21 protein-coding genes and 1 other annotated feature are annotated in these 24,847 nt (G+C 43.9%); of the genes, 2 read left to right on the top strand and 19 right to left on the bottom strand.

The window, feature by feature from the left end; translation table 11 throughout:
* Positions 1-23 precede the first annotated feature (23 nt).
* The 9 genes from IGJ15_RS05155 to rpsB form a co-directional block, all read right to left on the bottom strand.
* A complete protein-coding gene (locus tag IGJ15_RS05155; protein WP_231435235.1) occupies positions 24-4,373 on the bottom strand; it encodes a PolC-type DNA polymerase III in 4,350 nt (1,449 codons plus the stop codon).
* A 118-nt stretch (positions 4,374-4,491) separates the two neighbouring features.
* Positions 4,492-6,201 carry a proline--tRNA ligase gene (locus IGJ15_RS05150; protein WP_430599325.1) on the bottom strand — a complete coding sequence of 570 codons (1,710 nt, stop codon included), beginning with the start codon at positions 6,199-6,201 and terminating at the stop codon, positions 4,492-4,494.
* A gap of 69 nt (positions 6,202-6,270) precedes the next feature.
* Positions 6,271-7,539, bottom strand: a complete 1,269-nt coding sequence (gene rseP, locus IGJ15_RS05145; RefSeq protein ID WP_231435236.1) for an RIP metalloprotease RseP — start codon at positions 7,537-7,539, stop codon at positions 6,271-6,273.
* A gap of 149 nt (positions 7,540-7,688) precedes the next feature.
* A complete protein-coding gene (locus tag IGJ15_RS05140; protein ID WP_010749318.1) occupies positions 7,689-8,495 on the bottom strand; it encodes a phosphatidate cytidylyltransferase in 807 nt (268 codons plus the stop codon).
* Entirely contained in the window at positions 8,492-9,292 is an 801-nt protein-coding gene (locus tag IGJ15_RS05135) for an isoprenyl transferase (protein WP_015510051.1), read from the bottom strand. Before IGJ15_RS05135 ends, IGJ15_RS05140 begins: the two co-directional genes overlap by 4 nt.
* Positions 9,293-9,483: 191 nt before the next feature.
* Positions 9,484-10,041 carry a ribosome recycling factor gene (gene frr / locus IGJ15_RS05130; protein ID WP_005229434.1) on the bottom strand — a complete coding sequence of 186 codons (558 nt, stop codon included), beginning with the start codon at positions 10,039-10,041 and terminating at the stop codon, positions 9,484-9,486.
* 1 nt (position 10,042) lies between these two features.
* Complete coding sequence (gene pyrH, locus IGJ15_RS05125; RefSeq protein ID WP_005229433.1) at positions 10,043-10,765, bottom strand: UMP kinase; 723 nt, start codon at positions 10,763-10,765, stop codon at positions 10,043-10,045.
* Between the two features lie 147 nt (positions 10,766-10,912).
* Positions 10,913-11,794, bottom strand: coding sequence for a translation elongation factor Ts (gene tsf / locus IGJ15_RS05120; RefSeq protein ID WP_005229432.1), 882 nt, complete (start codon positions 11,792-11,794; stop codon positions 10,913-10,915).
* Between the two features lie 110 nt (positions 11,795-11,904).
* Positions 11,905-12,693, bottom strand: coding sequence for a 30S ribosomal protein S2 (rpsB, locus tag IGJ15_RS05115; protein ID WP_005229426.1), 789 nt, complete (start codon positions 12,691-12,693; stop codon positions 11,905-11,907).
* Between the two features lie 302 nt (positions 12,694-12,995).
* Here rpsB and IGJ15_RS05110 point away from each other — a divergent pair, with 302 nt between their 5' ends.
* Positions 12,996-13,466, top strand: a complete 471-nt coding sequence (locus IGJ15_RS05110) for an arginine repressor (protein WP_005229424.1) — start codon at positions 12,996-12,998, stop codon at positions 13,464-13,466.
* An 82-nt stretch (positions 13,467-13,548) separates the two neighbouring features.
* Here IGJ15_RS05110 and argS read toward each other — a convergent pair whose 3' ends face one another.
* The 10 genes from argS to IGJ15_RS05060 form a co-directional block, all read right to left on the bottom strand.
* On the bottom strand, positions 13,549-15,240 hold the full coding sequence (gene argS / locus IGJ15_RS05105) for an arginine--tRNA ligase (protein ID WP_086338047.1): 1,692 nt from the start codon (positions 15,238-15,240) through the stop codon (positions 13,549-13,551).
* 127 nt (positions 15,241-15,367) lie between these two features.
* Positions 15,368-15,561 (bottom strand) — a binding site (T-box leader).
* Between the two features lie 80 nt (positions 15,562-15,641).
* The gene (gene argF / locus IGJ15_RS05100; RefSeq protein WP_231435238.1) at positions 15,642-16,655 is read right to left on the bottom strand and encodes an ornithine carbamoyltransferase; all 1,014 of its coding nucleotides are present in this window, start codon (positions 16,653-16,655) and stop codon (positions 15,642-15,644) included.
* A gap of 137 nt (positions 16,656-16,792) precedes the next feature.
* The gene (gene tsaD / locus IGJ15_RS05095; RefSeq protein ID WP_015510054.1) at positions 16,793-17,812 is read right to left on the bottom strand and encodes a tRNA (adenosine(37)-N6)-threonylcarbamoyltransferase complex transferase subunit TsaD; all 1,020 of its coding nucleotides are present in this window, start codon (positions 17,810-17,812) and stop codon (positions 16,793-16,795) included.
* On the bottom strand, positions 17,805-18,278 hold the full coding sequence (gene rimI, locus IGJ15_RS05090) for a ribosomal protein S18-alanine N-acetyltransferase (protein ID WP_430599323.1): 474 nt from the start codon (positions 18,276-18,278) through the stop codon (positions 17,805-17,807). Before rimI (IGJ15_RS05090) ends, tsaD begins: the two co-directional genes overlap by 8 nt.
* Complete coding sequence (rimI, locus tag IGJ15_RS05085) at positions 18,271-18,813, bottom strand: ribosomal protein S18-alanine N-acetyltransferase (RefSeq protein WP_430599322.1); 543 nt, start codon at positions 18,811-18,813, stop codon at positions 18,271-18,273. Before rimI (IGJ15_RS05085) ends, rimI (IGJ15_RS05090) begins: the two co-directional genes overlap by 8 nt.
* Positions 18,797-19,522: a tRNA (adenosine(37)-N6)-threonylcarbamoyltransferase complex dimerization subunit type 1 TsaB gene (gene tsaB, locus IGJ15_RS05080; protein ID WP_010749312.1), complete on the bottom strand. Its 726-nt coding sequence runs from the start codon at positions 19,520-19,522 to the stop codon at positions 18,797-18,799. The genes rimI (IGJ15_RS05085) and tsaB overlap by 17 nt, the downstream gene beginning before the upstream one ends.
* A gap of 263 nt (positions 19,523-19,785) precedes the next feature.
* Entirely contained in the window at positions 19,786-20,766 is a 981-nt protein-coding gene (locus IGJ15_RS05075) for a LacI family DNA-binding transcriptional regulator (protein ID WP_005229404.1), read from the bottom strand.
* 32 nt (positions 20,767-20,798) lie between these two features.
* The gene (gene galT / locus IGJ15_RS05070) at positions 20,799-22,283 is read right to left on the bottom strand and encodes a UDP-glucose--hexose-1-phosphate uridylyltransferase (RefSeq protein WP_231435240.1); all 1,485 of its coding nucleotides are present in this window, start codon (positions 22,281-22,283) and stop codon (positions 20,799-20,801) included.
* 3 nt (positions 22,284-22,286) lie between these two features.
* Complete coding sequence (galE, locus tag IGJ15_RS05065; protein WP_231435241.1) at positions 22,287-23,285, bottom strand: UDP-glucose 4-epimerase GalE; 999 nt, start codon at positions 23,283-23,285, stop codon at positions 22,287-22,289.
* A gap of 41 nt (positions 23,286-23,326) precedes the next feature.
* Entirely contained in the window at positions 23,327-24,484 is a 1,158-nt protein-coding gene (locus IGJ15_RS05060; RefSeq protein ID WP_231435242.1) for a galactokinase, read from the bottom strand.
* A gap of 150 nt (positions 24,485-24,634) precedes the next feature.
* Here IGJ15_RS05060 and IGJ15_RS05055 point away from each other — a divergent pair, with 150 nt between their 5' ends.
* Positions 24,635-24,802 (top strand): DUF3042 family protein, encoded by a 168-nt coding sequence (locus IGJ15_RS05055; protein ID WP_017144401.1) that lies wholly within the window; start codon positions 24,635-24,637, stop codon positions 24,800-24,802.
* Positions 24,803-24,847: the final 45 nt, after the last annotated feature.

Genomic DNA, 24,847 nt, shown 5'->3' with positions numbered 1-24,847 from the left:
TTTTTATGTGAACAGCCGTTGGCTTACAACATATCGAACAACGACAACTGATTTTCATCTGGTAGATCTTTTAGAACACCGTTATCCGTCATGTATTCAATCAATGTCTTAGAAACTTTCCCGCGATTGGCGAGGTCTTCTTTCGATAAGAAGGGACCATCTTTTCGTGCTTCCACGATTTGTTTCGCTACGTTCAGCCCTAAACTCGGTACTGCTCGGAACGGTGCGATCAATTTTTTCCCATCGATCACGAAATTTTCTGCATCGGATTTATACAGATCGATCATCCCGAATTCATAGCCGCGCTCCAGCATTTCATTGGCTAATTCTAGAACCGTCAACAGATTTTTTTCTTTCGTTGACGCATCCATTCCCTTGTCATTGATTTCTTGCATCCGTTCTTTTACGGCATCTTTTCCTTTTGACATAGCAATCAAATCAAAGTCATCTGCTCGGACAGAGAAATAAGCACAGTAATAGAGAATTGGGAAGTACACTTTAAAGTAAGCCACCCGCAACGCCATCAAGACATACGCCGCCGCATGGGCTTTCGGGAACATGTACTTGATCTTCGAACAAGAATCGATATACCATTCTGGGACATTGTTCTCCCGCATCGCTTGCAAGTAAGTATCTCGCAAGTCGTCAGGGATCTTGTTCCATTGTCCTTTACGGACCGTCTCCATGATTTTAAAGGCCATCCCGTCATCTAAACCAGCATGGATCAAATACACCATGATATCATCCCGACAGCCGATTACTTCCGCTAGGCTGGCATCTCCGCGACGGATCAATTCTTCCGCATTGCCCAACCATACATCGGTACCATGGGAAAGACCAGAGATCTGCAGGAGTTCAGCAAAGGTCGATGGATGGGTTTGATCCAGCATCCCCCGCACAAAGCGGGTACCAAATTCTGGGATGCCTAATGTGCCGGTTTTCGAATAAATCTGATCTTCGGTCACGCCTAACACATCCGTGCCGCCAAAAATACGCATCACTTCTGGATCATCGGTAGGGATCGTTTTAGGATCGATACCTGATAGATCCTGCAGCATCCGAATGACTGTCGGATCATCGTGTCCGAGGATATCCAGCTTCAAGATATTGTCATGAATCGAATGGAAATCAAAGTGGGTCGTTTTCCACTCCGCATTTTGATCATCCGCTGGGTATTGGATCGGGGTGAAATCATAAACATCCATATAGTCGGGAATAACGATAATCCCCCCCGGGTGCTGACCAGTCGTCCGTTTGACGCCAGTGGCGCCTTTTGCCAGGCGATCGACTTCGGCTGCTCGATAATGAAGATTATGATCGCGCTCAAAGCCTTTTACGAAACCAAAGGCTGTTTTATCGGCTACGGTACCGATCGTTCCTGCACGATAGACGTATTCTTCACCGAAGAGTACTTTCGTATAGTTATGGGCTTCTGGCTGATATTCCCCTGAGAAGTTCAAATCGATATCGGGGACTTTGTCGCCATGGAAGCCAAGAAATGTTTCAAAAGGAATATCATGGCCATCTTTGTTCAGACGAGTGCCGCATTTTGGACACTTTTTCTCTGGCATATCATAACCAGAACCATACGAGCCGTCTTCATAAAACTCAGAATACTGGCAATCGGGACAATAATAATGAGGAGCTAATGGATTGACCTCAGTGATCCCGGTCATAGTTGCGACAAAACTAGAACCGACTGATCCCCGCGACCCTACTAAGTAGCCGTCTTCATTGCTTTTATGAACCAGTTTTTGTGAGATCAAATAGATCACGGAAAACCCATTCCCAATGATCGAATCAAGCTCTTTTTTCAAACGTTTTTCCACAATTTCTGGTAATGGATCACCGTATAGCTCTTTGGCACGGTTGTAACTCAAGTCGGTGATCTCTTGTTCAGATCCGGGAATCTTTGGTGTATACAGATCATCTTTTACCGGAATGACTTTTTCACAGAGATCAGCGATTTTATTCGGGTTCGTCACTACAATTTCTTTCGCTACTTCTGGACCTAAAAACTGAAAAGCGGTCAGCATCTCATCGGTTGTTCGGAAATGTACATCCGGTAAACTATGTCGATTCAAGGGATTGGCGCCCCCCATCGAATTGATCAAGACCTTACGATAAATGGCATCTTCTTCGTTCAGGTAATGGGCATTCCCAGTAGCCACAACGATTTTCCCTAACTCTTCCCCCATCTTTACCAGATTCCGAATGATGTCTTCTAGGTCTTTTTCGCTTTTCACGAGCTCCGTTTCCAGAAGATGGGCATAAACTGCTTTGGGCATGACTTCGATATAGTCATAAAACTTGGCAAGTTCTCGTGCTGCATCGACCCCTTTTTGCATCATTGCGACAAAGACTTCTCCTTTATCACAAGCGGTTCCGACTAACAATCCTTCCCGCAATTTCACCAATTCTGAGCGCGGGATCCGCGGAACTTTATCATGGAAGTACTTCACATTCGACATCGAGATTAGCTTGAATAAATTCTTCAATCCCGCCTGTGTTCGGGCTAAAATCGTGGCATGGAAAGGCCGAGCTGCTTTATAGGAGTTCTCACCCCCCACGTGTCGGTTCAACTCTTCGTGCAGTAGCATGTCATGTTTTTCCATCGCTTCTTTGACAAAGATCCATGCTAAATGACCGGTTGCCTCGGCATCGTAGATCGCTCGGTGATGTTGTTCTAAGCTGACGCCGAATTTTTTGGAAAGGACACCTAAACCGAATCGCTTAAACTCTGGATACAAATAACGAGCGAGTTCCAATGTATCAATGACCGGATTTTCCGCTTCTGGAATACCGTATTTTCGATAACTGGTATTTAAGAAGCCCATATCAAATGACGCATTGTGGGCAACTAAAATGGCTCCTTCAGAAAACTCACGAAACAAACGTAAGACTTCTTCTTCTGATTTTGACCCGCGAACCATTTCATCGGTGATTCCCGTCAGTTCTACGGTCGTTCGCGATAACGGATGACCGGGATCGATAAATTCATCAAAGGATGCCTCCACGTTGCCTTTATGCATCCGCACAGCAGCCAACTCAATAATGGTGTCGTATACTGCAGACAACCCAGTGGTCTCCACGTCAAACACGATATAAGTAGCATCGGTCAGTGGAACAGGCTGAGGATTGTAGGCAACCGCTACGCCGTCATCCACGATATTGGCTTCCACACCGTAAAGAATTTTAACACCAGCCTTTTCTCCTGCATGATGGGCATCAGGAAACCCTTGTGCGCCACCATGATCGGTGATCGCAATCGCCTTATGGCCCCATTTGCCTGCTTGAGCGACAAAATCCGCCACGTTGTTGGTGGCATCCATCGTACTCATATTGGAATGCAGGTGGAGTTCGACCCGTTTCTCGCCTTCAGGTGCATAGTCTTTGCGGGCTTCGTGTTTGACTTCCAGCAAATCTTGCGCATTCATAACGAGATCTCGCATGAAGGTATCTTCTTGGACGCTACCGCGTACTTTGACCCAACTACCTTTGGCGATGGCATCAAAAACTTGTTCATCTTTTTCATTGTTGGAGAATTTTTTCACACTAAACGATGACGTATAGTCGGTGATTTTCAAAATCAAAATCTTCCGTTTTGAACGCAATTCGCGGACTTCTTTATCAAAGACATACCCTTGGATCGTAACTCGGCGTTCTTCCTCGATGATATTGATCATCGGTGTCACAGGTTCATCGGCAGGAATATTACGTCCCAAGGCGATTGGTCCGTCAAATTCGACTGTTTTGACTTCTTTTTTGCGTTGCTCGTGCGCCATTAAGTTCTCAGCAGCTTGTTGTTGGAACGCTGCTGTTTGCTCTTCCTTGCGTGCTTCAAGTTCTTTTAAGGCCGCCTCCGCTTGCTCTTGGTCTAGCTGCGGCAAGATCCGAAATTTTTGAAAGCCGAAGGTACTATAATTTTCCTCAATGATCGGCAAGTACTGCTGCTGCAAAATCGTGATGACCGCATCATTGTTGACTGGCAAAATCACTTTGTTCTCTTGCAGCACAGGCATTTGGTTTTTGATCACTTGATGAACCAGTGGTCGATCACAATTTTGATTGGCTAACGCTAATGGCCAATATTCTTGAATGAATTGCTCATCAAAGGAACCATCTTGAGCTTCAATGATGATACGAACTTCCGCAATCTCTTTAAACGCCAATTCAATATGTTGTTTAAAGGACTGATACACCATCACCGGTAATAAACGTTCAAATTGGAAATAAAACGTCCACGCTTTTGATTGTCGATGCACGGTCACTTGTTTGATTTGGGCAGTCTGCATCAACGGATGCTGCCGAAGATTTGGGGCAGCTGCAATTTGGTCTAATAATATCTCAAAGGTCTCTCTTTCTTTTGACAATTGAAGATCCTCCTTTTCTCAGTACTCACTAGTATACCTCTTTTTGCCCTCATTTTCATTAAAAAATCGAGAAAGGATTTCCTCTCTCGATCTGTTATTCATTCTTGTTCGTTCCTGTTTATTCCTGATTGGCTAACAAAATCGTCAAGGTCGAAGCGACTTCTTCTTTTCTCACTTCAACGGTCGCACCAGTATGCTTGATTTTGATCTCCACGATGCCTTCTACGGCTTTTTTACCGATAGTCAAGCGAATCGGACAGCCAATCAAATCGGCATCTGCAAATTTGACCCCTGCACGTTCATTGCGGTCATCTACCAGCACTTGATAGCCGACTTGGTTCATCATTTCTTCTACTTCTTCACTTAAGGCATTTTGATAGCTATCTTCAATCGACGTTTGAATGATATGCACATCAAATGGGGCAATTTCTTGGGGCCAATCGATCCCAAATTCATTGCCGTATTGTTCGACGATCGTTGAAAGCAGCCGAGAAACCCCCAGCCCATAACAGCCCATGATGATTGGCTGCTCATCGCCGTTTTCATCGACAACCGTCGCTTCTTGCGCCTCACTGTACTTGGTTCCTAACTTGAAGATATGCCCAACTTCGATTCCTCGCGTAAAGGTTAAGGTTCCTTTTCCATCTGGGGAAGGATCACCTTCTTGAACCAAGCGAAAATCGGCAAAGGCTAATGGTTGAAAATCACGCCCCACATTCGCATTGAGATAATAGCTTTGTTTTTCTGCCGCTGGAACGATCAGATTCGCCATATCTTGGACATGCTGATCGGCGTACAACTGGATCGAATTAGCAAGCGCAATGGGACTGCGCAGCTGCGTCTCACTCGTCAGATAAGACTCCGCTTCCTCAACAGTCAGCACCTTCACTTGATCAGCGGCTAAGTAATGCTTGACCTTTGTTTCATTGAGGCTGTGATCGCCTCGTAATAACACCATAATGACTTGCTCGTCAACGAGTAATAAAGATACTTGAACGATTTTTTGCAAGTCTGTTTCGTATGCCTGCGCCAGCTCCTCTAACGTTAAAGGCTCATCCTGAACAACTTTTTGTAATTCTAAATAGGTCTCGTGAGATTTTTTGGCGATGTATTGACTGGTTGCTAATTTCCAATTGGCGACATAATCGCTTTCGGTCGAGTAGCAGATCAGCTCTTCGCCGATCCCCGACAATGCCAAAAATTCTTTCGAATCTCTGCCACCCATCAAGCCATTGTCCCCGACCACTGCCCGATACTCGATCCCACAGCGTTTCAATATTGCATGATAAGCCATTTCGTAACGATTATAGGTTTGATCTAAGCTGGCTTCATCGGCATGAAAGGAATAGCCATCTTGCATGATAAATTCGCGGCTGCGGATCAATCCAAAGCGCGGCCGCTGTTCGTCCCGATATTTCGTTTGGATCTGATACAAGCTCAATGGCAGCCGTTTATAAGACGTGATCTCGTTTTTGATCAATGTCGTAAACGGCTCTTCATGAGTAGGTCCTAAAACGATCTCTCGTTCGTTTCGATCTGTTAATCGATACAAGGATTCACCATACAATGAGGCACGTCCTGACTCCTTCCATGGCTCATACGGAAGCAAAGAAGGCATCGCCATCTCTACGGCATCGATTTGTGCCAATTCTTCACGGATGACCCGCTTGATCTTTTCTAACACCCTTTGTGCTAGCGGCAAGTAAACATAAATGCCTGCCGCCACTTGTCGAATATACCCTGCCCTAACTAACAGTTGATGACTTAACGTCTCCGCATCGCTGGGGGTTTCCCGCAATGTCGGAATCAAACATTTTGACTGTTTCATTTTTTTCTCCTTTGCTACAAAAAATCATGTTCACCCGATCAACAATTGATTTGCTTGTGCGTCTTATTTTTAAAAGAAGAAACGTTGGATATCATTCCAGGTAACGAGAACCATCAGCAGCATCAAAAACCCAAACCCAATCAGAGTAATGATGCCTTCTTTTTCTTGGCTGATTGGCTTGCCTCGCAAACCTTCTAAAATATTTAAAACCAGCTTACCGCCATCCAATCCAGGAATCGGTAATAAATTAAAGATCCCCAAGTTGATAGAAATCATCGCCATCATCGCGATCACCGTTGTTACCCCTTGCGATGCAGCTTGAGAAGACAGTTGGAAAATCGCTACCGGTCCACCCAATTTATTGATATCTGGTTGGGCAATCAAGTTGCCGACTGCTCTAAAAATCACCAGTGAATTGTCAATGGTCGTTTGCAAGCCGCCCAGTAAGATATCTCCGATCCCAGTTTTTAAGGAAGCGGTGATCCCTAAGAAACCAATCGTGGTCTCCCCTGATTCTTGACTCGCAGGAGTTGCCGTCAAATCAAGTGTTTCTGATCCTCGTTTGACTGCTAGAGCAATCTGAGTATCTGGGTACTTTTGGATCTCAGTCGTTAATTCTGACCAGTTAGAAACATCGACACCTTCGACAGCTAAGATTTCATCGCCATTTTGCAGCCCTGCTTCAGCTGCCGGTGTTCCTGCTTCGATTCCTGTCACGATGGTTGCATCTTGATTCGCATCACCACCTTGTGCAAACACCAACCCAGTGAATAAGACCAAGGATAAAATAAAGTTGTTCATCGGTCCAGCAAAATTCGTCAGCATTCGCTGCCAAAGCTTTGCGGACTGGAATTGAACGTCTTTAGGTGCGATCCGAACTTCAACGCCATCTTCATGGATGATCGTTGCATCATGATCCACAGCGTACGTAATCGCTTCTTGTTCATTGCCATTGATGAACCCTGTGATCGTCAACTTCTCCTCCAAGTCAAAGTCGGTCACTTCCATAGGGATCGCTTGCGGCAATTGGATCTTTTTGCTCGTATTGATTTTGATAACTTTGCCAGTTGCATCTTGAACCAAGGAGACTGGCATACCTGGTGTTAATTCTGTTTCATCTTCACCCCAGCCCGCCATTTGGACATACCCGCCTAATGGCAGCATCCGAATCGTGTAGGTCGTCCCATCTTTCGCTTGATGCGCGAACAATTTAGGCCCCATACCGATGGCAAACTCTCTTACTAAAATACCTGCCCGTTTTGCAAAGAAGTAGTGTCCAAACTCGTGAATCACTACCACTACGGAAAAGATAATGATAAATACAAGTATCGTTTTCATGCTCGTTCCTCTCTTTCACAGCATCCCTCTCATTCAGGGCAGCCTTTCCTTATTTTATCACACCGATTCCCGTTGAGGAACTCACATTCCCGTTGTAACAAGAATTTAAAAAAAGAAGCGCAAGCCAAGCCTGCACTTCTAAATAATTTCTAAAAAACACCGAATAAATACATGATTGGAAACACAAACAGCATGCTATCGAAGCGATCCAAGATCCCGCCATGTCCTGGCAAAAGATTGCCTGAATCCTTCACGCCATAATGACGTTTAATTGCCGATTCCACTAAATCCCCGAATTGACCAGCGATCGAAAAGAGGACCGTCAATAAGATCATGATGGCACTACCATGTCCAAAATAATCTTTCCCTGGAAATGCTAGCAGATACAGACCGGCTACGACCACCGCAGCAGCAATCCCGCCTAGGGCCCCTTCGATCGTTTTATTAGGGGAAATCTCTGGCCATAATTTTCGTTGTCCGTAACGCCGTCCCACCATGTAAGCCCCAATATCCGTTGCCCACACGATAAACAGACCGAAAACTAAAACGACTAAGCCATCTGTTGCTGAACGTGCCGTCAAGAAACGTTCAAACCCGACACCCGTATATAAGCTGACGATCACTGGAAAACCAGCTTCATCGATAGTATACGTATTTTTAGAAATAACCGCGATCCCTAGTAATAAAAGGACGATTACATAATACAAGGCACTTTTATCTGTGCCCTCTGGCAAAAAGAAAAACCAGCGTTCTTGAGGTAAAACTAAAATCACCGCACCGATGATTGAAAGAATTCCTTCAAAACTGAAAACAGCTAGTCCTTTCATCCGAAATAATTCATAAACACCAATCCCTGCCATCGCTGCTGCCAGCAATTCGACGGCAATGCCGCCAACGTAAATAATTGGCAGGAAAAAGGCTAATGCGACGACCGCAGTGATTACACGTTGTCTCACTCTTCTTCCTCCTTCGTTTTCAAACCGCCAAAACGCCGGTTTCGTTGTTGAAAGCTCCCGATCGCATCTTCTAGTAAAGCAGCATCGAAATCAGGCCAGAGCGCTTTCGTAAAGAATAATTCGCTGTAAGCAATCTGCCATAACAAGAAGTTGCTGATACGTTCTTCGCCACTCGTGCGAATCACCAATTCAGGATCACGTAACGCGTTTGGCAAAAAACCAGTCATCAAATGTGTCGCCAGCATGTCTTCCGTGAGCTTGGGCAGGGCTTCCTCCGAAGCTGCAAGCTCTTCATAAAGGGCTTGGACCGCAGTCAAAATTTCTGCGCGGCTGCCGTAATTTAAAGCAAAATTCAAGATCATCCCAGTATTATCTTTGGTTTGGTCAATAGCTCGCTTGACCGCTTCTTGTGTGTGTTCGGGTAAAGATTCCGTGAACCCCATCACTTTGACTTGAACATTTTCTTTGATCAGCTCAGGAACAAACGTGTCGAAAAAGTCGACGGGCAGTTGCATCAAAAAGTCCACTTCTTCGTTTGGCCGTTTCCAATTCTCTGTTGAAAACGCATAAAGAGTCAATACTTTCACACCAAGGTGTGAAGCATGTTTCGTGATCTTTTTTACCGTCTCCATGCCTTCTTTGTGACCAGCTACTCTTGGCAAGCGCCGGTTTTGCGCCCATCTGCCATTGCCATCCATAATGATCGCGATGTGTTGGGGAATCGGCAGTGATGGATCAAATTCATGTTCAGCCGCTTCTTTGATATATTTGTCTTTTTGTGGAAAAAAACGCAGCATCGTATTCGCTCCTCTTCCAATTCTTGAAATTCATCTTTTACATTATAACAATAATCAGATTTCTTGCCTATGAAAACCAAGAAAAGATTTCCATATTAAGAAAAAACAAAAAAACAGTCGTGATATTCAAGTACATACGGCACTTTCGACCATAAAAAAAGAGCCGCTGAAGCGACTCTTCGTCATTCCTTTTAAACCTCAAGTAGCTCTTGCTCTTTTTCAGCTGCGATCGCATCGATTTCTTTGATGCTGTTATCTGTAGCAGTTTGCACTTCTTTTTCAGATTCACGCAAATCATCTTCTGTGATATCGCCAGCTTTTTCTTGTTTCTTGTAAGCTTCCATCGCATCACGGCGAATGTTACGGACCGCGATTTTCGCATTTTCAGCTTCTTTTTTCACGTCTTTGGCTAATTCTTTACGACGTTCTTCCGTTAATTGAGGAATCACCAAACGAATGACTGTTCCGTCATTGGCAGGCGTGATACCAATATCACTTTGCATGATAGCTTTTTCTACTTCTTGGATCATTGTTTTGTCAAAAGGTGTGATCATCAAAATTCTTGCTTCTGGAATCGTAATTGAAGCCATTTGGTTCAAGGGTGTTGGTACACCATAGTAAGTAACCATTACGCGGTCTAAGATGCTCGCATTCGCGCGGCCAGCACGGATTTGTCCTAATTCCCGCTGCAAGTTTTCTGCTGCTTTTTTCATTTTGTCTTTTGCTTCTGTTAAAATTTTGTCAGCCATGTTATTTCCCCCTTACTGTCGTTCCAATATGTTCACCTAAAATGGCGCGGCGAATGTTTCCATGCTCATTCAAGTTGAATACGACTAATGGAATATCGTTGTCCATACTTAATGAACTTGCGGTTGAATCCATTACTTGCAATCCTTTAGAAATGACTTCTAAATGGGTCAATTCTTCAAATTTCACAGCACTTTGGTCCGTTTTAGGATCTGCTGAGTAGACGCCATCAACATTGTTTTTCGCCATCAAAATGACATCAGCGTTGATTTCAGCTGCCCGTAAGGCTGCGGTCGTATCAGTTGAGAAATAAGGGTTGCCGGTTCCGCCTGCAAAAATGACGACCCGCCCTTTTTCTAAGTGACGTTCTGCTCTGCGACGAATATAAGGCTCTGCGATTTGACGCATTTCGATCGAAGTTTGGACACGCGTTGGTACACCAGCGTTTTCTAGTGTGTCTTGTAATGCTAAAGCATTCATCACAGTCGCTAACATGCCCATGTAATCAGCTTGTGCTCTTTCCATCCCCATTTGCGCGCCGATTTGTCCACGCCAAATGTTTCCGCCGCCGACCACGATCGCCATCTGTACGCCTAATTCGTGGACTTCCTTGATCTCTTTAACGATCTCTTGGATCGTCGGTGGTTTGATCCCAAAGCCTTCGTCACCCGCTAATGCTTCACCACTTAATTTTAATACAACACGTTGATATTTTGGTTTGCCCATCATGATTCCTCCGTACATTCTCCAATTCTATTGTAGCATATTGGTGCTCTTTCGTTGAAAATTATCTACACTATTTCTTCAAAAACCGTTTTTGCTTAAAAAAAGGGAGCGCACTTCCATGCGTTCCCATCTGTTCGAGGAACAGAATTATTTTTTCACTTGGCTCATTACTTCTTCAACGAAGTTGTCTTCGCGTTTTTCGATACCTTCGCCGACTTCAAAGCGGACAAAAGATTTCACAGTTGCGCCTTTTGATGCAACATATTTTTCAACTGTCATATCTGGGTCTTTAACGAATGGTTGGTCAACCAAAGCGATTTCTGCTTTAAATTTCTTCAAGCGTCCTTCAACCATTTTTTCAACGATGTTCGCTGGTTTGCCTTCGTTCAATGCTTGTTCTGTCAAGACTTGTTTTTCATGATCCAATTCTTCTTGAGAGATTTGTGCTTCGTTCACGTAGCGAGGGTTGATCGCTGCAACGTGCATTGCAACATCTTTCGCAACTGATTCGTCAGTTGTTCCTTCAAGAACAGTCAATACAGCAATACGTCCGCCCATGTGTAGGTAACCGCCGAAAGCAGCATTGTCATCTTTTTCAACAACTTCAAAACGACGGAAGCTGATTTTTTCTCCGATTACTTGTGTTGCTTCGATCAACGCAGCATCCATTGTGCCTTTAGAAGTTTCTAATTTTAAAGCAGCATCCATATCAGCTGGTTTGTTTGCTGCGATTACTTCAGCGATTTCTTTTACTAAGTCTTGGAACATTTCGTTTTTAGAAACGAAGTCAGTTTCTGAGTTCACTTCAACGATTGCTGCTGTGTTGCCGTTGATCGCCACAGATGCTAAACCTTCAGCAGCAATACGGTCGTTTTTCTTCGCAGCTTTTGCCATACCTTTTTCACGTAATAAGTCTACGGCTTTTTCGATGTCGCCTTCTACTTCAACTAATGCACGTTTTGCGTCCATCATTCCTACACCAGTCATATCGCGTAATTCTTTTACTAATTTAGCTGTTACTTCTGCCATTTTTTGTTTCCTCCTAAATGTTTTTAAACAAGATTGCTTGTCTTTAAAAAAAGCTGTTTCAAAGGAGAGTGAGGCTTGGCGCCTAGCCTTTGAAACAGCTCCATCATTTATTATTCAGCTGATGCGTTGTCGCCTTCGACAACATCAACGATTTCTTCGATTGAAGTTGCGTTTTCTGTTGATTCAGCAGCAAAATCTTCTTCTGCTACTTGGTCTTCGCCTTGGTTACCTTCGATGAAAGCATCTGCCATTTTCGCAGTGATCAATTTAACGGCACGAATAGCGTCATCATTTGATGGGATAACAACATCGATTTCGTCTGGATCACAGTTTGTATCGACCATCGCTACGATCGGGATATTTAATTTGCGTGCTTCTTGGATCGCGATACGTTCTTTACGTGGGTCAACAACGTACATTACATCTGGAATTCTTGGCATATCAGCGATACCGCCTAAGAATTTTTCAAGACGTTCGCGCTCTTTGTTCAAGCCAACGACTTCTTTTTTAGGAAGAACAGCAAATGTGCCATCTTCTTCCATTTTGTTGATTTGTTTCAAACGAGCAACACGTTTTTGGATTGTTTCCCAGTTTGTCAAAGTTCCACCTAACCAACGATGGTTAACATAGTATTGACCTGAACGGATTGCTTCTTCTTTGATTGCTTCTTGTGCTTGTTTTTTAGTACCTACGAACAATGCAACGCCGCCTTCTTCAGCAACATTTTTCATGTAGTCGTAAGCTGCGTCTACTAATTTCACTGTTTTTTGCAAATCAATGATGTAGATGCCGTTTCTTTCTGTGAAGATATATTTCTTCATTTTTGGGTTCCAGCGACGAGTTTGGTGACCAAAGTGTACGCCGGCTTCTAGTAATTGTTTCATTGAGATTACTGCCATGTTGTGTTTCCTCCAATTTGGTTTTTTTGTTTTCCTCTCTTGCTCTTTTACTCCTTGAAGAACTGAATCGATCAGCACCGCTTCGCAGATGGAACAAGATGTGGGATTGACGTGAAAAACTCACGCCTTAAACAGTATACAGTAGCTAAAAAAGAAATGCAACTGATTCAAATGAAAAACTACGATTCGTGGTCCAGCTTTTTTTTAACGTTCTAATTCTTTTCTTATTATATCTAGGTTTTTTCGGCTTTATCTGCTATGATAAGGCTGACTTAATCAATCATGCTTAAAGGAGTTTACCTATGCGAAAAGCTGATCGCCATTTACTTATTAGACAAATCATTACTGAACATACTGTACGCACGCAAGAAGAATTATTGCAGCAATTGGAAGCCCAAGGCGTCTCCGCCACGCAAGCGACCATCTCTCGCGATATTCGTGATTTGAAAATCGTGAAAGTGCCCGATGAAACAGGTCAGACGAAGTTTGTCATTTTTCAAGGAATGCAATCGTCAGAAGATGAAAAAGAAGAAGAGCAGCGTTTGATACAGATGATCGAAGACGTTGTCACTAAAGTAGATCGTGTGCAATTTATGACGTTGATCCATACCGTTGCGGACAATGCGCCTTTGCTTTCGGCTGCGATCGATGAAGTGACTATGCCAGAAAAAGTTTGCTCGTTGGCGGGCTTTGATACAGTAGCGGTGATTTCCCGCAGCGACGAAGATGCTGAAACTTTTTATCAATTTATCAGAAACCACGCGGTCTTATAAGACACCGAACAAATGTGACCTATCTGTATTTTTACTACAAAAAAGCTGTGTCTTTGTCGAAACAAGGACACAGCTTTTTTTGTTACATTTTGTCGGGTGCATGTAAACCAAGCAACCGTAAATCTTCTTTTAATAAGGTCGTTACTGCATAAACTAGAGCCAGACGTGCGTCTTTTTCCGCATCTTCAGCCAAGATTTTCACATTGGCGTAATACTTATTAAAGGCCTGTGCCAATTTGATGGCATGTTTAGCAATGACGGATGGTTCATATTTTTCTGCTGCTTGCAGCACGGTTTCTGGGTAGCGCTGAATCAATTTGATGACTTCCCAGCTCTCAGTATCTGCCAATGACAAACTGCTGACAACAGCAGGATCAAAGTCGGCTTTTTCAAGAATGCTCATGGCACGGGCATGAGAATATTGCACATAGGGTCCGGTCTCTCCTTCAAAACGGACAACTTCTTCTAGCGTAAAGTCGAAATTATTCAAACGGTCATTTTTCAAGTCGTGGAAAACGACTGCCCCGACACCGACTTGTTTTGCAACTTCTTCTTTGTTTTCAAGCGTTGGGTTCTTTTCAGTGATTTGTTCTTTCGCCGAATCGATCGCTTCATTCAATACTTCTTCTAAAAGAACGATCTTCCCTTTTCTCGTAGATAATTTTTTCCCATCTTTGGTGATCAATCCAAATGGTACGTGGGTCATATCATCTGCCCACTCAAAGCCCATTTCCTTCAAAACAGCTTTTAATTGCTTGAAGTGATAACTTTGCTCATTTCCTACCACGTACAATGATTTGGCAAAATTGTAGGTCCGTTTGCGGTACAGCGCTGCGGCCATGTCCCGTGTGATGTAAAGAGTCGCACCATCGGATTTGCGGATCAAGGCTGGATTTAAGTCATACGCAGCCAAATCAACGATCTCTGCCCCTTGGTCTTCTTTCAACAAGTGTTTTTCCTCTAATAATTCCACGACTTCTGTCATTTTATCATTATAGAAAGCTTCGCCATTCAATGAATCAAAGGAAACTTCCAACATATCATAGATTTTATTGAATTCTTTTAATGATTCATCACGGAACCATTGCCACAAATCCATTGCTTCTTGGTCACCATCTTCTAGTTTCTTGAACCAAGCTCTCGCATCATCTTCTAATTGTTTATCTGTCTCGGCAGCTTCGTGAAAATCAACATACAAACGCAACAGTTCGTTGATTGGTTCCGCTTTGACCGCTTCTTCTGACCCCCATTTTTTATAGGCCACGATCAATTTCCCAAATTGTGTGCCCCAGTCGCCTAAATGGTTGATGCGAATTGGCTGGTAACCGATTTTTTCTAAAATAAAGCCGATTGAGTTACCGATCACAGTGGAACGCAAATGCCCCATTGAGATGGGTTTGGCAATATTTGGTGAAGACATATCGATGGGTACTGCTTGCTGATTGCCGATGGTTTGATCGCCAAAATGATTTTTTTCTTTGAGAACCATCTCTAAGACGTGGGCAGAGATTGCTTTTTTATCCATAAAGAAGTTTAAATATGGACCGACCACTTCAATTTTTTCAAAAGACGCTTGATCGATTTTTTCTGCTAAGTCTGCGGCAATTTGCTGCGGCGCTTTCCGATAGACTTTTGCTAGCGAGAAGGCTGGGAATGCCACATCCCCATGGTCAGCTGACTTTGGATTTTCCAGTAATTGCTGAACTTGTTCGATCGATAGATCTTCTTTTACTACTTGATGGATGGCTTGTGCGACGATTTCTTTGTTATTCATAGTATCCCTCCTATAATGACTGAGCCCATGTTTTGATGAAAAGTTGTTTGAAGCAAGCAAACAGTTGTATGTTTTTCATGCAAGAAATTATTGATAAAAACAAAAAAGCCTCTAGCGCATAACATGCACTAGAGACGAGATTTCCCGCGGTACCACTCTGATTGTCCTTTTCGGACCTACTTTTTTCTGATAACGGCAGAATTCCGTTTGCTTGGCAAATTCTCACAAGTGCGTTTCACAATCTGATCAATTCGGCTTCCACCACCCCGAACTCGCTAACTGATACTCGAATCGCTACTTCTCTTGTTTCATCAAATCAAGGCTATTTACTTCCCAGAAAGTATAGCAAAGAAATGTTTGTTTGGCTAGCGAGATTTTGGCATTTTCAAAAAAAAATTATTTTATACTTTAGGAATAAATAGATCTCCAGCAGTCACTGCCATGATCGCTTTGATTGAGTGCAAACGATTTTCGGCTTGATCAAATTGACGGGCATACTTGCTACGAAAGACCTCATCAGTGACTTCCATCTCAGAAATTCCATACGCCTGCGCTGCTTTTTTGCCATACGTGGTCTGATCATCATGAAATGCTGGCAAACAATGCATAAAAATCACTTGATCGTTTTGTGTTTTTTTCATCAACGATTGGTTGACTTGATACGGCAGCAGCTGTTCAATCCGCTCTTGGAATTTTTCTTCTTCACCCATTGATACCCAAACATCGGTATACACGACATCAGCGCCTAAAACACCTTGATCCACATCATCAGTCACCAAAATCTTTGCGCCCGATTGCTTGGCATAGGCTTGTGCCTGTGCGATGATGGTTGCTTCTGGCTGCAAGACTTTCGGAGTGACGACATGAATATTGACCCCTAAAATCGCACTGGTCACTAATAAAGAATTAGCGACATTGTTGCGCCCATCCCCACAGTATGCGATGGTCAAGCCAGTCAGCTCACCGAAGTTTTCTTGAATGGTTAAAAAGTCAGCGATCATTTGCGTTGGATGCCATTCATCCGTTAAACCATTCCAAACAGGTACGCCTGAATAGTTGGCCAGATCTTCGACAACCTGTTGGCTAAAGCCGCGAAACTCGATCCCGTCAAACATACGGCCGAATACTTTGGCGGTATCTTCAACGGATTCTTTAGACCCCAACTGAATATCATTGGCCCCTAAAAATTCCGGATGTGCCCCCAGATCCACCGCTGCAACCGTAAAGGCTGCTCGCGTCCGTGTCGAATTCTTTTCAAACAAAAGTGCAATATTTTTTCCTTCTAAGTAGCGATGTGGTTGATTGTTGGCCTTCATCCCTTTCAAGTGCTGGGAAAAATCAATCAAATATTGTAGTTCTTCTTTTGTAAAATCCTTTTCTGCTAAAAAACTGCGTCCTTTAAAAACCGATGTCATTGCATACCCGCCCTTCAATTAACTAATAATTATACACGATAATATCAAATTATGAAATAAAATACAACAAAATCTTCTATTTGCTCATAAAGAAACCAAAAAAAAACACCTAAGAACGGATCTTAGGTGCAATCATCTTAAGAAATCGTATGGGCAAAGCTGACACTTGGATCAGCATTCAATGAAAGATCTGCTAAGCGCTGCTTTTTCAACGCAACATGGGCATAAGCTCCAATCATGGCCGCATTATCTCCGCAAAGACGCAACGGTGGAATCAACAATTCCACTTCCGGCAATTCCTGCATCGCTTTTTGTAAAGCGTCACGCAAGCCTTGATTCGCCGCGACTCCCCCAGCAACGATCAGCTGGTTTACAGGATAAGCTTGGCATGCCCGCAACGTTTTGTGAACCAATACTTCGACAACGCTGGCTTGGAAACTAGCTGCTAGATTTTCTACTGACAAAGCTTCCTCTCTTTGCTGTGCATTATGCACAAAATTGATAAAGGAACTCTTTAAGCCGCTGAAACTAAAATCAAAATTATCTTCTTGTATCATTGCTCGAGGAAAGTGATACGTATCACTGCCTAGATGCGCAAGGCGATCAATTTCTTTCCCACTAGGATAAGGCAAACCTAGAACACGACCGACTTTGTCATAGGCTTCACCAGCGGCATCATCTCTCGTTTCACCGATGATCTCAAAAGAGCCATCTTCTGCCATATACACCAATTCGGTGTGGCCACCACTGACCAATAACGCCATTAAAGGAAAAACCAATGGCTTCACTAGGCGAGCTGCATAAATATGTCCTGCCATGTGATTGACCGGAATCAGCGGTAAGCTGTGGGCCCACGCAAAGGCTTTTGCTGCAGAAAGCCCAATCAACAGTGCCCCAACCAACCCTGGACCATAGGTAACAGCAACAGCTGACAACTCTTCAGGTTGGGTGTCGGCCTGTGTCAATGCTTCTTCGATACATAAAGTAATCTGTTCGACATGGTGACGACTAGCGACTTCTGGTACGACACCGCCGAAGCGCTGGTGGCTCTTGATCTGCGAAGCAACAATGTTACTTAAAATGGTGTCGCCGTTTTTAATCACTGCCACACTGGTTTCATCACAACTGCTTTCAATGGCTAAAATCAATTCATTCATTTGATTTTTGTCCGCCTACTTTCTTTTCCATAATCAACGCATCCTCTTCTGGATGACTGTAATATTTTTTTCTACGACCGATGACTGTATAGCCCATACGTAAATAAAGAGCTTGTGCTTGCAAATTCGACACACGCACTTCAAGATAGATGCGCCGACCATCGGTTTGTTCCACGAGCGATTCCATTTGCTTCAACAATTCTTTCGCCAAACCACGACCTTGATACGCTGGTAAAACCGCTACATTAAACAACTCTGCTTCATCCAGCACTTGCTGAAAACAGAGAAACCCCATTAGCTCTTGATTGGTTTTTCCATAACGGAACAAATAGCGACTGTTGCTGTTTTGCAAATCTTGTTGAAATTGCTGCACATTCCAAGGCGAGCCAAAGGGATAGCTCTGATCTGCCAATGACCAGAGCATTTGCGGTGTCGGGATCGTTTGATCTGCTTGTTCGTTAGACATTTAAAAATTTCACCATATCCAATGCGTCTTCATTGCCTTCGGTGTAGTACGCCGTTTTGATCGCCTGTGAAACAAACCCGAGGGTCCGATACAAACGTTGCGCATCACGATTGCCCAGGCGAACTTCTAATGTCAAACGGTCGCATTTGTTTTTCCGTGCATAACGTTCGATTTCTCCTAGCAAGAAAGAACCGATCCCTTTTCCTTGATAATCAGGAATGATCGCGATATTGGTGATATGGGCATCAGCGCCTAAAATCCGCACCCCGATAAACCCAATCATCCGCTCATTATGCAAGATGCCCAAATAAAGATGTTTGACCCGTGAATAAAGTTCTGACAAAAAGGCGCTCTTGGTCCAAGGCAGTTCCCCCGCATACACGAGACGCTCCACCTGCAGCAGCTCTTTAATGTCATCTCCGACTAATTCACGAACAACGTACATTTCCCCTCGTATCTCTTTTTTACGCTCTGGGTATTGAATCTGACGGAAAAGGGCCAGCTTTCCCGTCATCGTTTTAAATTTTTTCAACATAGGCATCCACTCCCGGTTCATGCGAGGCTAACCATTTTTCTTCGGCTTCAACTAATTTTAAATAGTCTGGTACAAAATCATGGATCGAAGCGACCGGCGCTTCTTCTTTCGCAATAGCAGCTAAAACAACGCCATTCGGGTAATTCCATAACGATACTTGATTGATATGGGCTGTCGGCAGTTCCGCCTCGATCATGTCTTTAAATTTGATGGTATCGGCGCCGACAAATAGCACTTCTTGACCATCGACTGCTTTTAACTGGGTCAATAATTCAGACAGTGAGATATGCTGGTCTTTGATCCTTGTTTCTAAGGTCCCATTATGCCATTGGTAGGCACCTGCGTAGACATTTTGACGGCGAGCGTCAAACAACGGCACGATCACTTGCGATACGCCCACACAATTGGCAGCGACTGCTTTCAAACTAGAAACACCAATCAGCGGGATGTTCAATGTTTGCGCCAGCGTTTTTGCTGTTGTGACGCCGATTCGCAAACCTGTATACGAACCAGGACCTTTCGCAACAACGATTTGCTCCAGCTCTTTAGGTGCCATCCCCACCGCTTGCATCAATCCATCAATGGCAGGCATCAATGCTGTGCTGTGGTTTTTGATCGCCATCGTCTGGCTTTGTCCCAACACTTCTTGACCATCGACCACCGCAACCGCCAGTGTCTGGTTTGAGGTATCAATCGCTAATGTTTTCATCTATCTTCTCCCCATTCAAAAAACTCTCTCATATTCTACCATATTCTAATCAAATGCCCAACCAAGTCTCCAAAAAGATGCCTGCGTTTAGAAAAAAAGCAATAGGACAACAATACCCGAACCTTTGAAAAAAGCAAGCACGGCTGCAGCTGCAAACCGACGAGGCTGTTTAAAGGTTCGGGTAAGACGATAGTCATTTTTTGTTATTCCATTAAAACTCAGTTGACGTGTGTAACGACATCCTTCGGTGATTCAACTGGTTGCTAGGAGGATTGGCGCGTGATCAGTTCCGTTGCGATCGTAACTTTGCGAGGAACGGGTGCTGCATTCGTAATGATATCCAGCAAGGTCGTCACTGCCAGCTCCCCCAACCATTCCGTATGAACTTTGATGGTTGACAGCGTCGGAAAGACGTACTTTGCAACACTGACATCGTTGAAGCCGATAATTGCGATCTCCTCAGGAATCTTGATGTTTTTTTCTTGCAAAGCACGCATAGCGCCAATCGCTAAGGCATCACTGGAAGCAAATAAAGCACTTGGCAACTCTTTGTTTTGCTGCAAATACTCTTTCATCGCCTCATAACCGCCCTCTACTGTAAACGGTGCGCTGAGGTGATATTGCGGGTGGTGCAGCTTCAACCGACGGAGCCGTTCCTCAAAAATTCGGCGCCGAGGGTCTTCGATTTCTTGGTGATGATCCTTGGTAAACTCAACGCCTGATAACAAGCCGATCCTTTGGTGGCCTTTTGCAATAAAGTCATCGATCACTAAATCCACCGCTTGTTGAAAGTCCACCACCAGAGAATTGACGCCCTGAGCCAATGCGTCAAAATCGACCATCAACAAATTGGCTTGGCTTTTTTTCAATTGTCGAATCTGGTGATCATCAAATTTCCCTAGTGCAATCGTTCCATCGACTGCGGTATCAGTCAATCCTTCGTAGGGTTCTTTCAGCAAACGAATCCCTAATTCTTCGGTTTTGTTTTCAATCCCGATACGGATCGCTAAATAGTAAAGATCTGCTAATTCTTCCTCGGTATCAAACCATTGGATCAAGCGCATACTACTGGTTTCTGGCTGACTCTTTTTTTTATGTTTTGTGTAATTGAGTGCTTCTGCGGCTTTAAAAATTTTCTCTTTGGTTTCAGAACTGACCGATAATTCTGAATCGTAATTCAGCACCCGTGATACAGTGGCTGGCGAGACGCCAGCCTGTTGTGCAATATCTTTGATCGTTGCCATCTTCCAGCCTCCTTTTTTTGCGGGGAACTTTTTTATAAAGTAGTTATAAAGCGAGCAAAGGCCGCTTGCCCTGTCTGGTCTCGCTTGAAGACGCCTGCATGCGTCAATACTTGCGTAAAGACTTCCCCTAATGCATTACGCAAAATCTGCGACACGTTATCGGCATTGCATTCTGGGTGCTGGGCTTTGATCGCATCTGCCCAAGGAATATGGTATGCCGCGATTTGATTGGGCTGATCCAATAGATAAGCAGTCACTTCTTCTAGTTCCGGAGCTAAACGCGGCGGGAGAACTGCCAAGCCCATGACTTCAATCAATCCGATATTTTCTTTTTTGATATGCTGCACTTCTTGATGCGGATGAAAAATGCCGTCAGGATGTTCTTTGGAAACATTATTATCCCGCAAGACTAAGTCCATTTCAAACAGCTCTCCTTGCTTGCGTGCGATCGGTGTCACCGTATGATGAGGCGTTCCATCTTCTGAAAAGGCATTGATCGAAACACTTGGATCTGAGTACTGTTGCCATTGGGCTAACACATATTGGCAAGCGGCGGCTAATTTTTGTTTGTTTTTCGCTTGTAGTCGTATCACCGACATTGGCCACTTCACGATCCCCGCAGCGACATCAGGAAAACCAGTTAAAGAAAAGTGTTGCTCGATCGGCGCTTTTGCCATGGCAAACGTGTGCCGTCCCCCTTGATAATGGTCATGAGACAAGATCGAACCCCCAACGATCGGCAGATCGGCATTGGACCCGACAAAATAATGCGGCATCACTTCAATGATCTGCAACAAGCGAGCGAAGGTTTGCAAATTGATTTTCATAGGACGATGGTCTAAAGAGAGAAAAATCGAATGCTCATTGTAGTAGGCATAGGGCGAATATTGAAAGCCCCATGCTTCATTATCCAAATTCATACGGATGATCCGATGGTTGGTCCGCGCTGGATAATTGACTCGTCCTTGGTAGCCTTCATTTTCCAAACACAACATACATTTCGGATAATCTACAGAAGCAGCAGCTCCTTCTTTCGCTATTTGCTTGGGATCTTTTTCAGGTTTTGATAAATTGATCGTGATCTCGATCTCCCCATATTCGGTATCAACTGGGAACACGATATTCTTTGCGATGGCCCGAGTCTTGATGTAATCATTTTGACGGCACAGCTCAAAGAAATAATCCGTCGCTTCTTTAGGATCATTGGCATAATGCTGCGCAAAAAAAGCATTGACTACTGAAGGCGGTGGCGTCAAAAAGTCCATCAACTGGGCTTCAAAGATTTCTCTTTCTGCGTGAGAATCGCCAATTTGCTGATTGCTCAAAGCGCATGCCACCAGCTCGTCCATCAAATCAATGGAGGAACGATCGACAGAACGAATTTCGCTGGGCTCAAAAACAGCTTCCCCGATCATGGCTAGTACTCGGTTTTGCAAATAAATACGATCCATTTCCATCCAGCCGCCAGCCTTGATTGCTAAAGTGACGAAATCGCTGATTGTTTGGCTGATCGTCATTGGTTATTCCTCCTGCCCTTGATACCCATTTGGATGGCTGACATGCCAATTCCAAGCAGTCTCGATGATTGCTTCGACGTCGGTATAGACTGGTTTCCAGCCTAAAACCTTTCGTGCTTTTTCACTCGATGCCACTAAGGTACTTGGATCACCGGCACGGCGAGGCGCCACTCTGGCTGGGATCTCTTTTTTCGTTACATTGCGAGCAGCTTCCACCATTTCTTTCACAGAGTACCCATGATTGCTGCCTAAATTGAAAACATTGCTCTCATTGCCTTTTTGTAAATATTCTAATGCCAACAGGTGAGCAGCGATCAGATCTTCGACATGGACATAATCGCGAACACAAGTACCATCTGGAGTATCGTAATCCTCCCCAAAAATCGCTACCTCTTTGCGTTGTCCTAAAGCAGCTTGCAAGATGATCGGTACTAAGTGTGTTTCTGGATCATGGTCTTCACCAATCGAAGCATCCGACTTCGCGCCAGCCACATTGAAATAACGCAATGCGACATACTTCATTCCATAGGCTTCATCGCACCAACGCATCATTTTTTCCATGATCAACTTGCTTTCGCCATATGGATTTTTAGGATTTGTTGGGATTTCTTCCGTGATTGGACTATGGTCAGGTTCCCCATAAGTTGCTGCTGTAGAGGAAAAGACGATATGTTTCACTTGATGTTCCTTCATCACTTCTAAGAGGATCTGCATCCCATACACATTATTGTTGAAATACTTCAATGGTTTTTCCACAGATTCTCCCACCAAAGAACTGGCAGCAAAGTGAATCACGCCATCGATCGTTTCTTTTTCAAATACCGATTGTAAAAATGCTTTGTCGCGAATATCTCCTTCATAAAAGGTTGCTGCTGGATGGATCGCTTGGCGATGTCCTGTCAGCAAATTGTCAACGACAACGACTTGTTTTCCTTGTTCGATCAATTGATCGACTGCATGAGAACCGATATAGCCGGCTCCTCCTAATACTAAAATCGCCATATTTTCAGCCTTCTTTCTTCATTCCTTCATCGTTTCTTATTCTACAGTTTTCGTGCACCATCATCAATACTTGCTTGATAAATGTCGGTTGCGTAGCCGATTTCTGCTAAATAGGCTGCTTTGACTGACGCTTCGAAATCAGCCCATTCACTTGCTTTGACCAATGCGATCCCGCAACCGCCAAAGCCCGCACCAGTCATCCGCGCACCTAGAACAGCAGGGTGCGCTTGAGCGGCTGCGACTAGTGTATCTAGTTCATGCCCTGTCACTTCATAATCATCTCGCAATGAAGCATGGGAGGCATTTAATAACTGGCCGAATTTTTCAAGATCACCAGCAGTCAAAGCAGCTTTTGCTTTCAATGTCCGTTGGTTTTCCGTCACCGCATGTTTCGCCCGTTTGATCAAGCGTGGATCATCGATCAATGCTGTATTTGCAAAAAAGGTTGCTTCGTCTAATGCGCCCAATGAATCAATGGCTAATGATTTTTGCAAACGAGCCAATGCTTCTTCACATTCTGCACGTCGTTCATTGTATTTAGAATCAGCCAATTCGCGTCGCTTATTGGTATTCATGATCGCTACGACATAATCGCCAAATGCCGCTGGTACGACTTCATAATTTAACGTGTTCGTATCTAAAAGCAGTGCATGGTCTTTTTGACCCATTCCGATCGCAAATTGATCCATGATCCCTGAGTTAACGCCAATAAACTCATTTTCGACTTTTTTGCCAATTTTAACTAAGTCCAAGGTCGTCAGGGTTAAATCAAAGAGATCTTTTAGACAAACCCCCGTCAGCAATTCAATCGATGCCGAAGAAGAAAGACCTGCGCCATTCGGAATGTTGCCATAAAAAGCGATGTCAAAGCCTCGATCGATCACTTGCCCCGCTTCTTTTAGGAAACGAACGACTCCTTTCGGATAGTTTGTCCAATCATCTTCTTTTCGGTAATCCAGCTCATCTAACGAAAAGGAGATCACGCCTTTTTCTGGAAAGTTCTCTGAATAGAGTTGGATCAACTGGTCTTCACGTTTTCGCGCTACTGCATACGTCCCTAATGTGATCGCCGCCGGGAAAACATAACCGCCATTGTAATCCGTGTGTTCACCGATCAAGTTGATTCTCCCTGGTGCAAAATACATGCCTGTGCCTTCTGTTCCAAATTTATCAATAAATATCTGTTGCAATTGCTCCATTTCTCTCACTCCCACTTTCTTTTTAGTAAACTTATTGTAAAATATTTACTAAATTATTTCAAGCGTTTTCAATCCCAAAAGTGATTTTTTTTGATATTTTTTCCGTTTTCATTCATAATGAACCTATAACTAAAGGCGAGGTGTTTAATGATGAAACGATTTCTTTCAGGATTTTTAGTAGGAACAGTCGCAACGGTTGCTGCAGCTGCAAGTGTTGTTATGACGGTCAAGAAACAAGTGATTGATCCAATTGATGAACAACAAGCGGATCATGATGAAAAACGGAAACGTGCGATGCGTAAAAGCGTTGCCCGTTAATCATTTGCTACAAAAGAGCCGTCAGCCTTCAATAGGCTGGCGGCT

The organism is Enterococcus sp. AZ079 (genome assembly GCF_050547255.1).
Lineage (GTDB): Bacteria > Bacillota > Bacilli > Lactobacillales > Enterococcaceae > Enterococcus_D > Enterococcus_D casseliflavus.
Note: the sequence above shows the minus strand (reverse complement) of the source record. Positions and strands in the feature narration are given on the sequence as shown.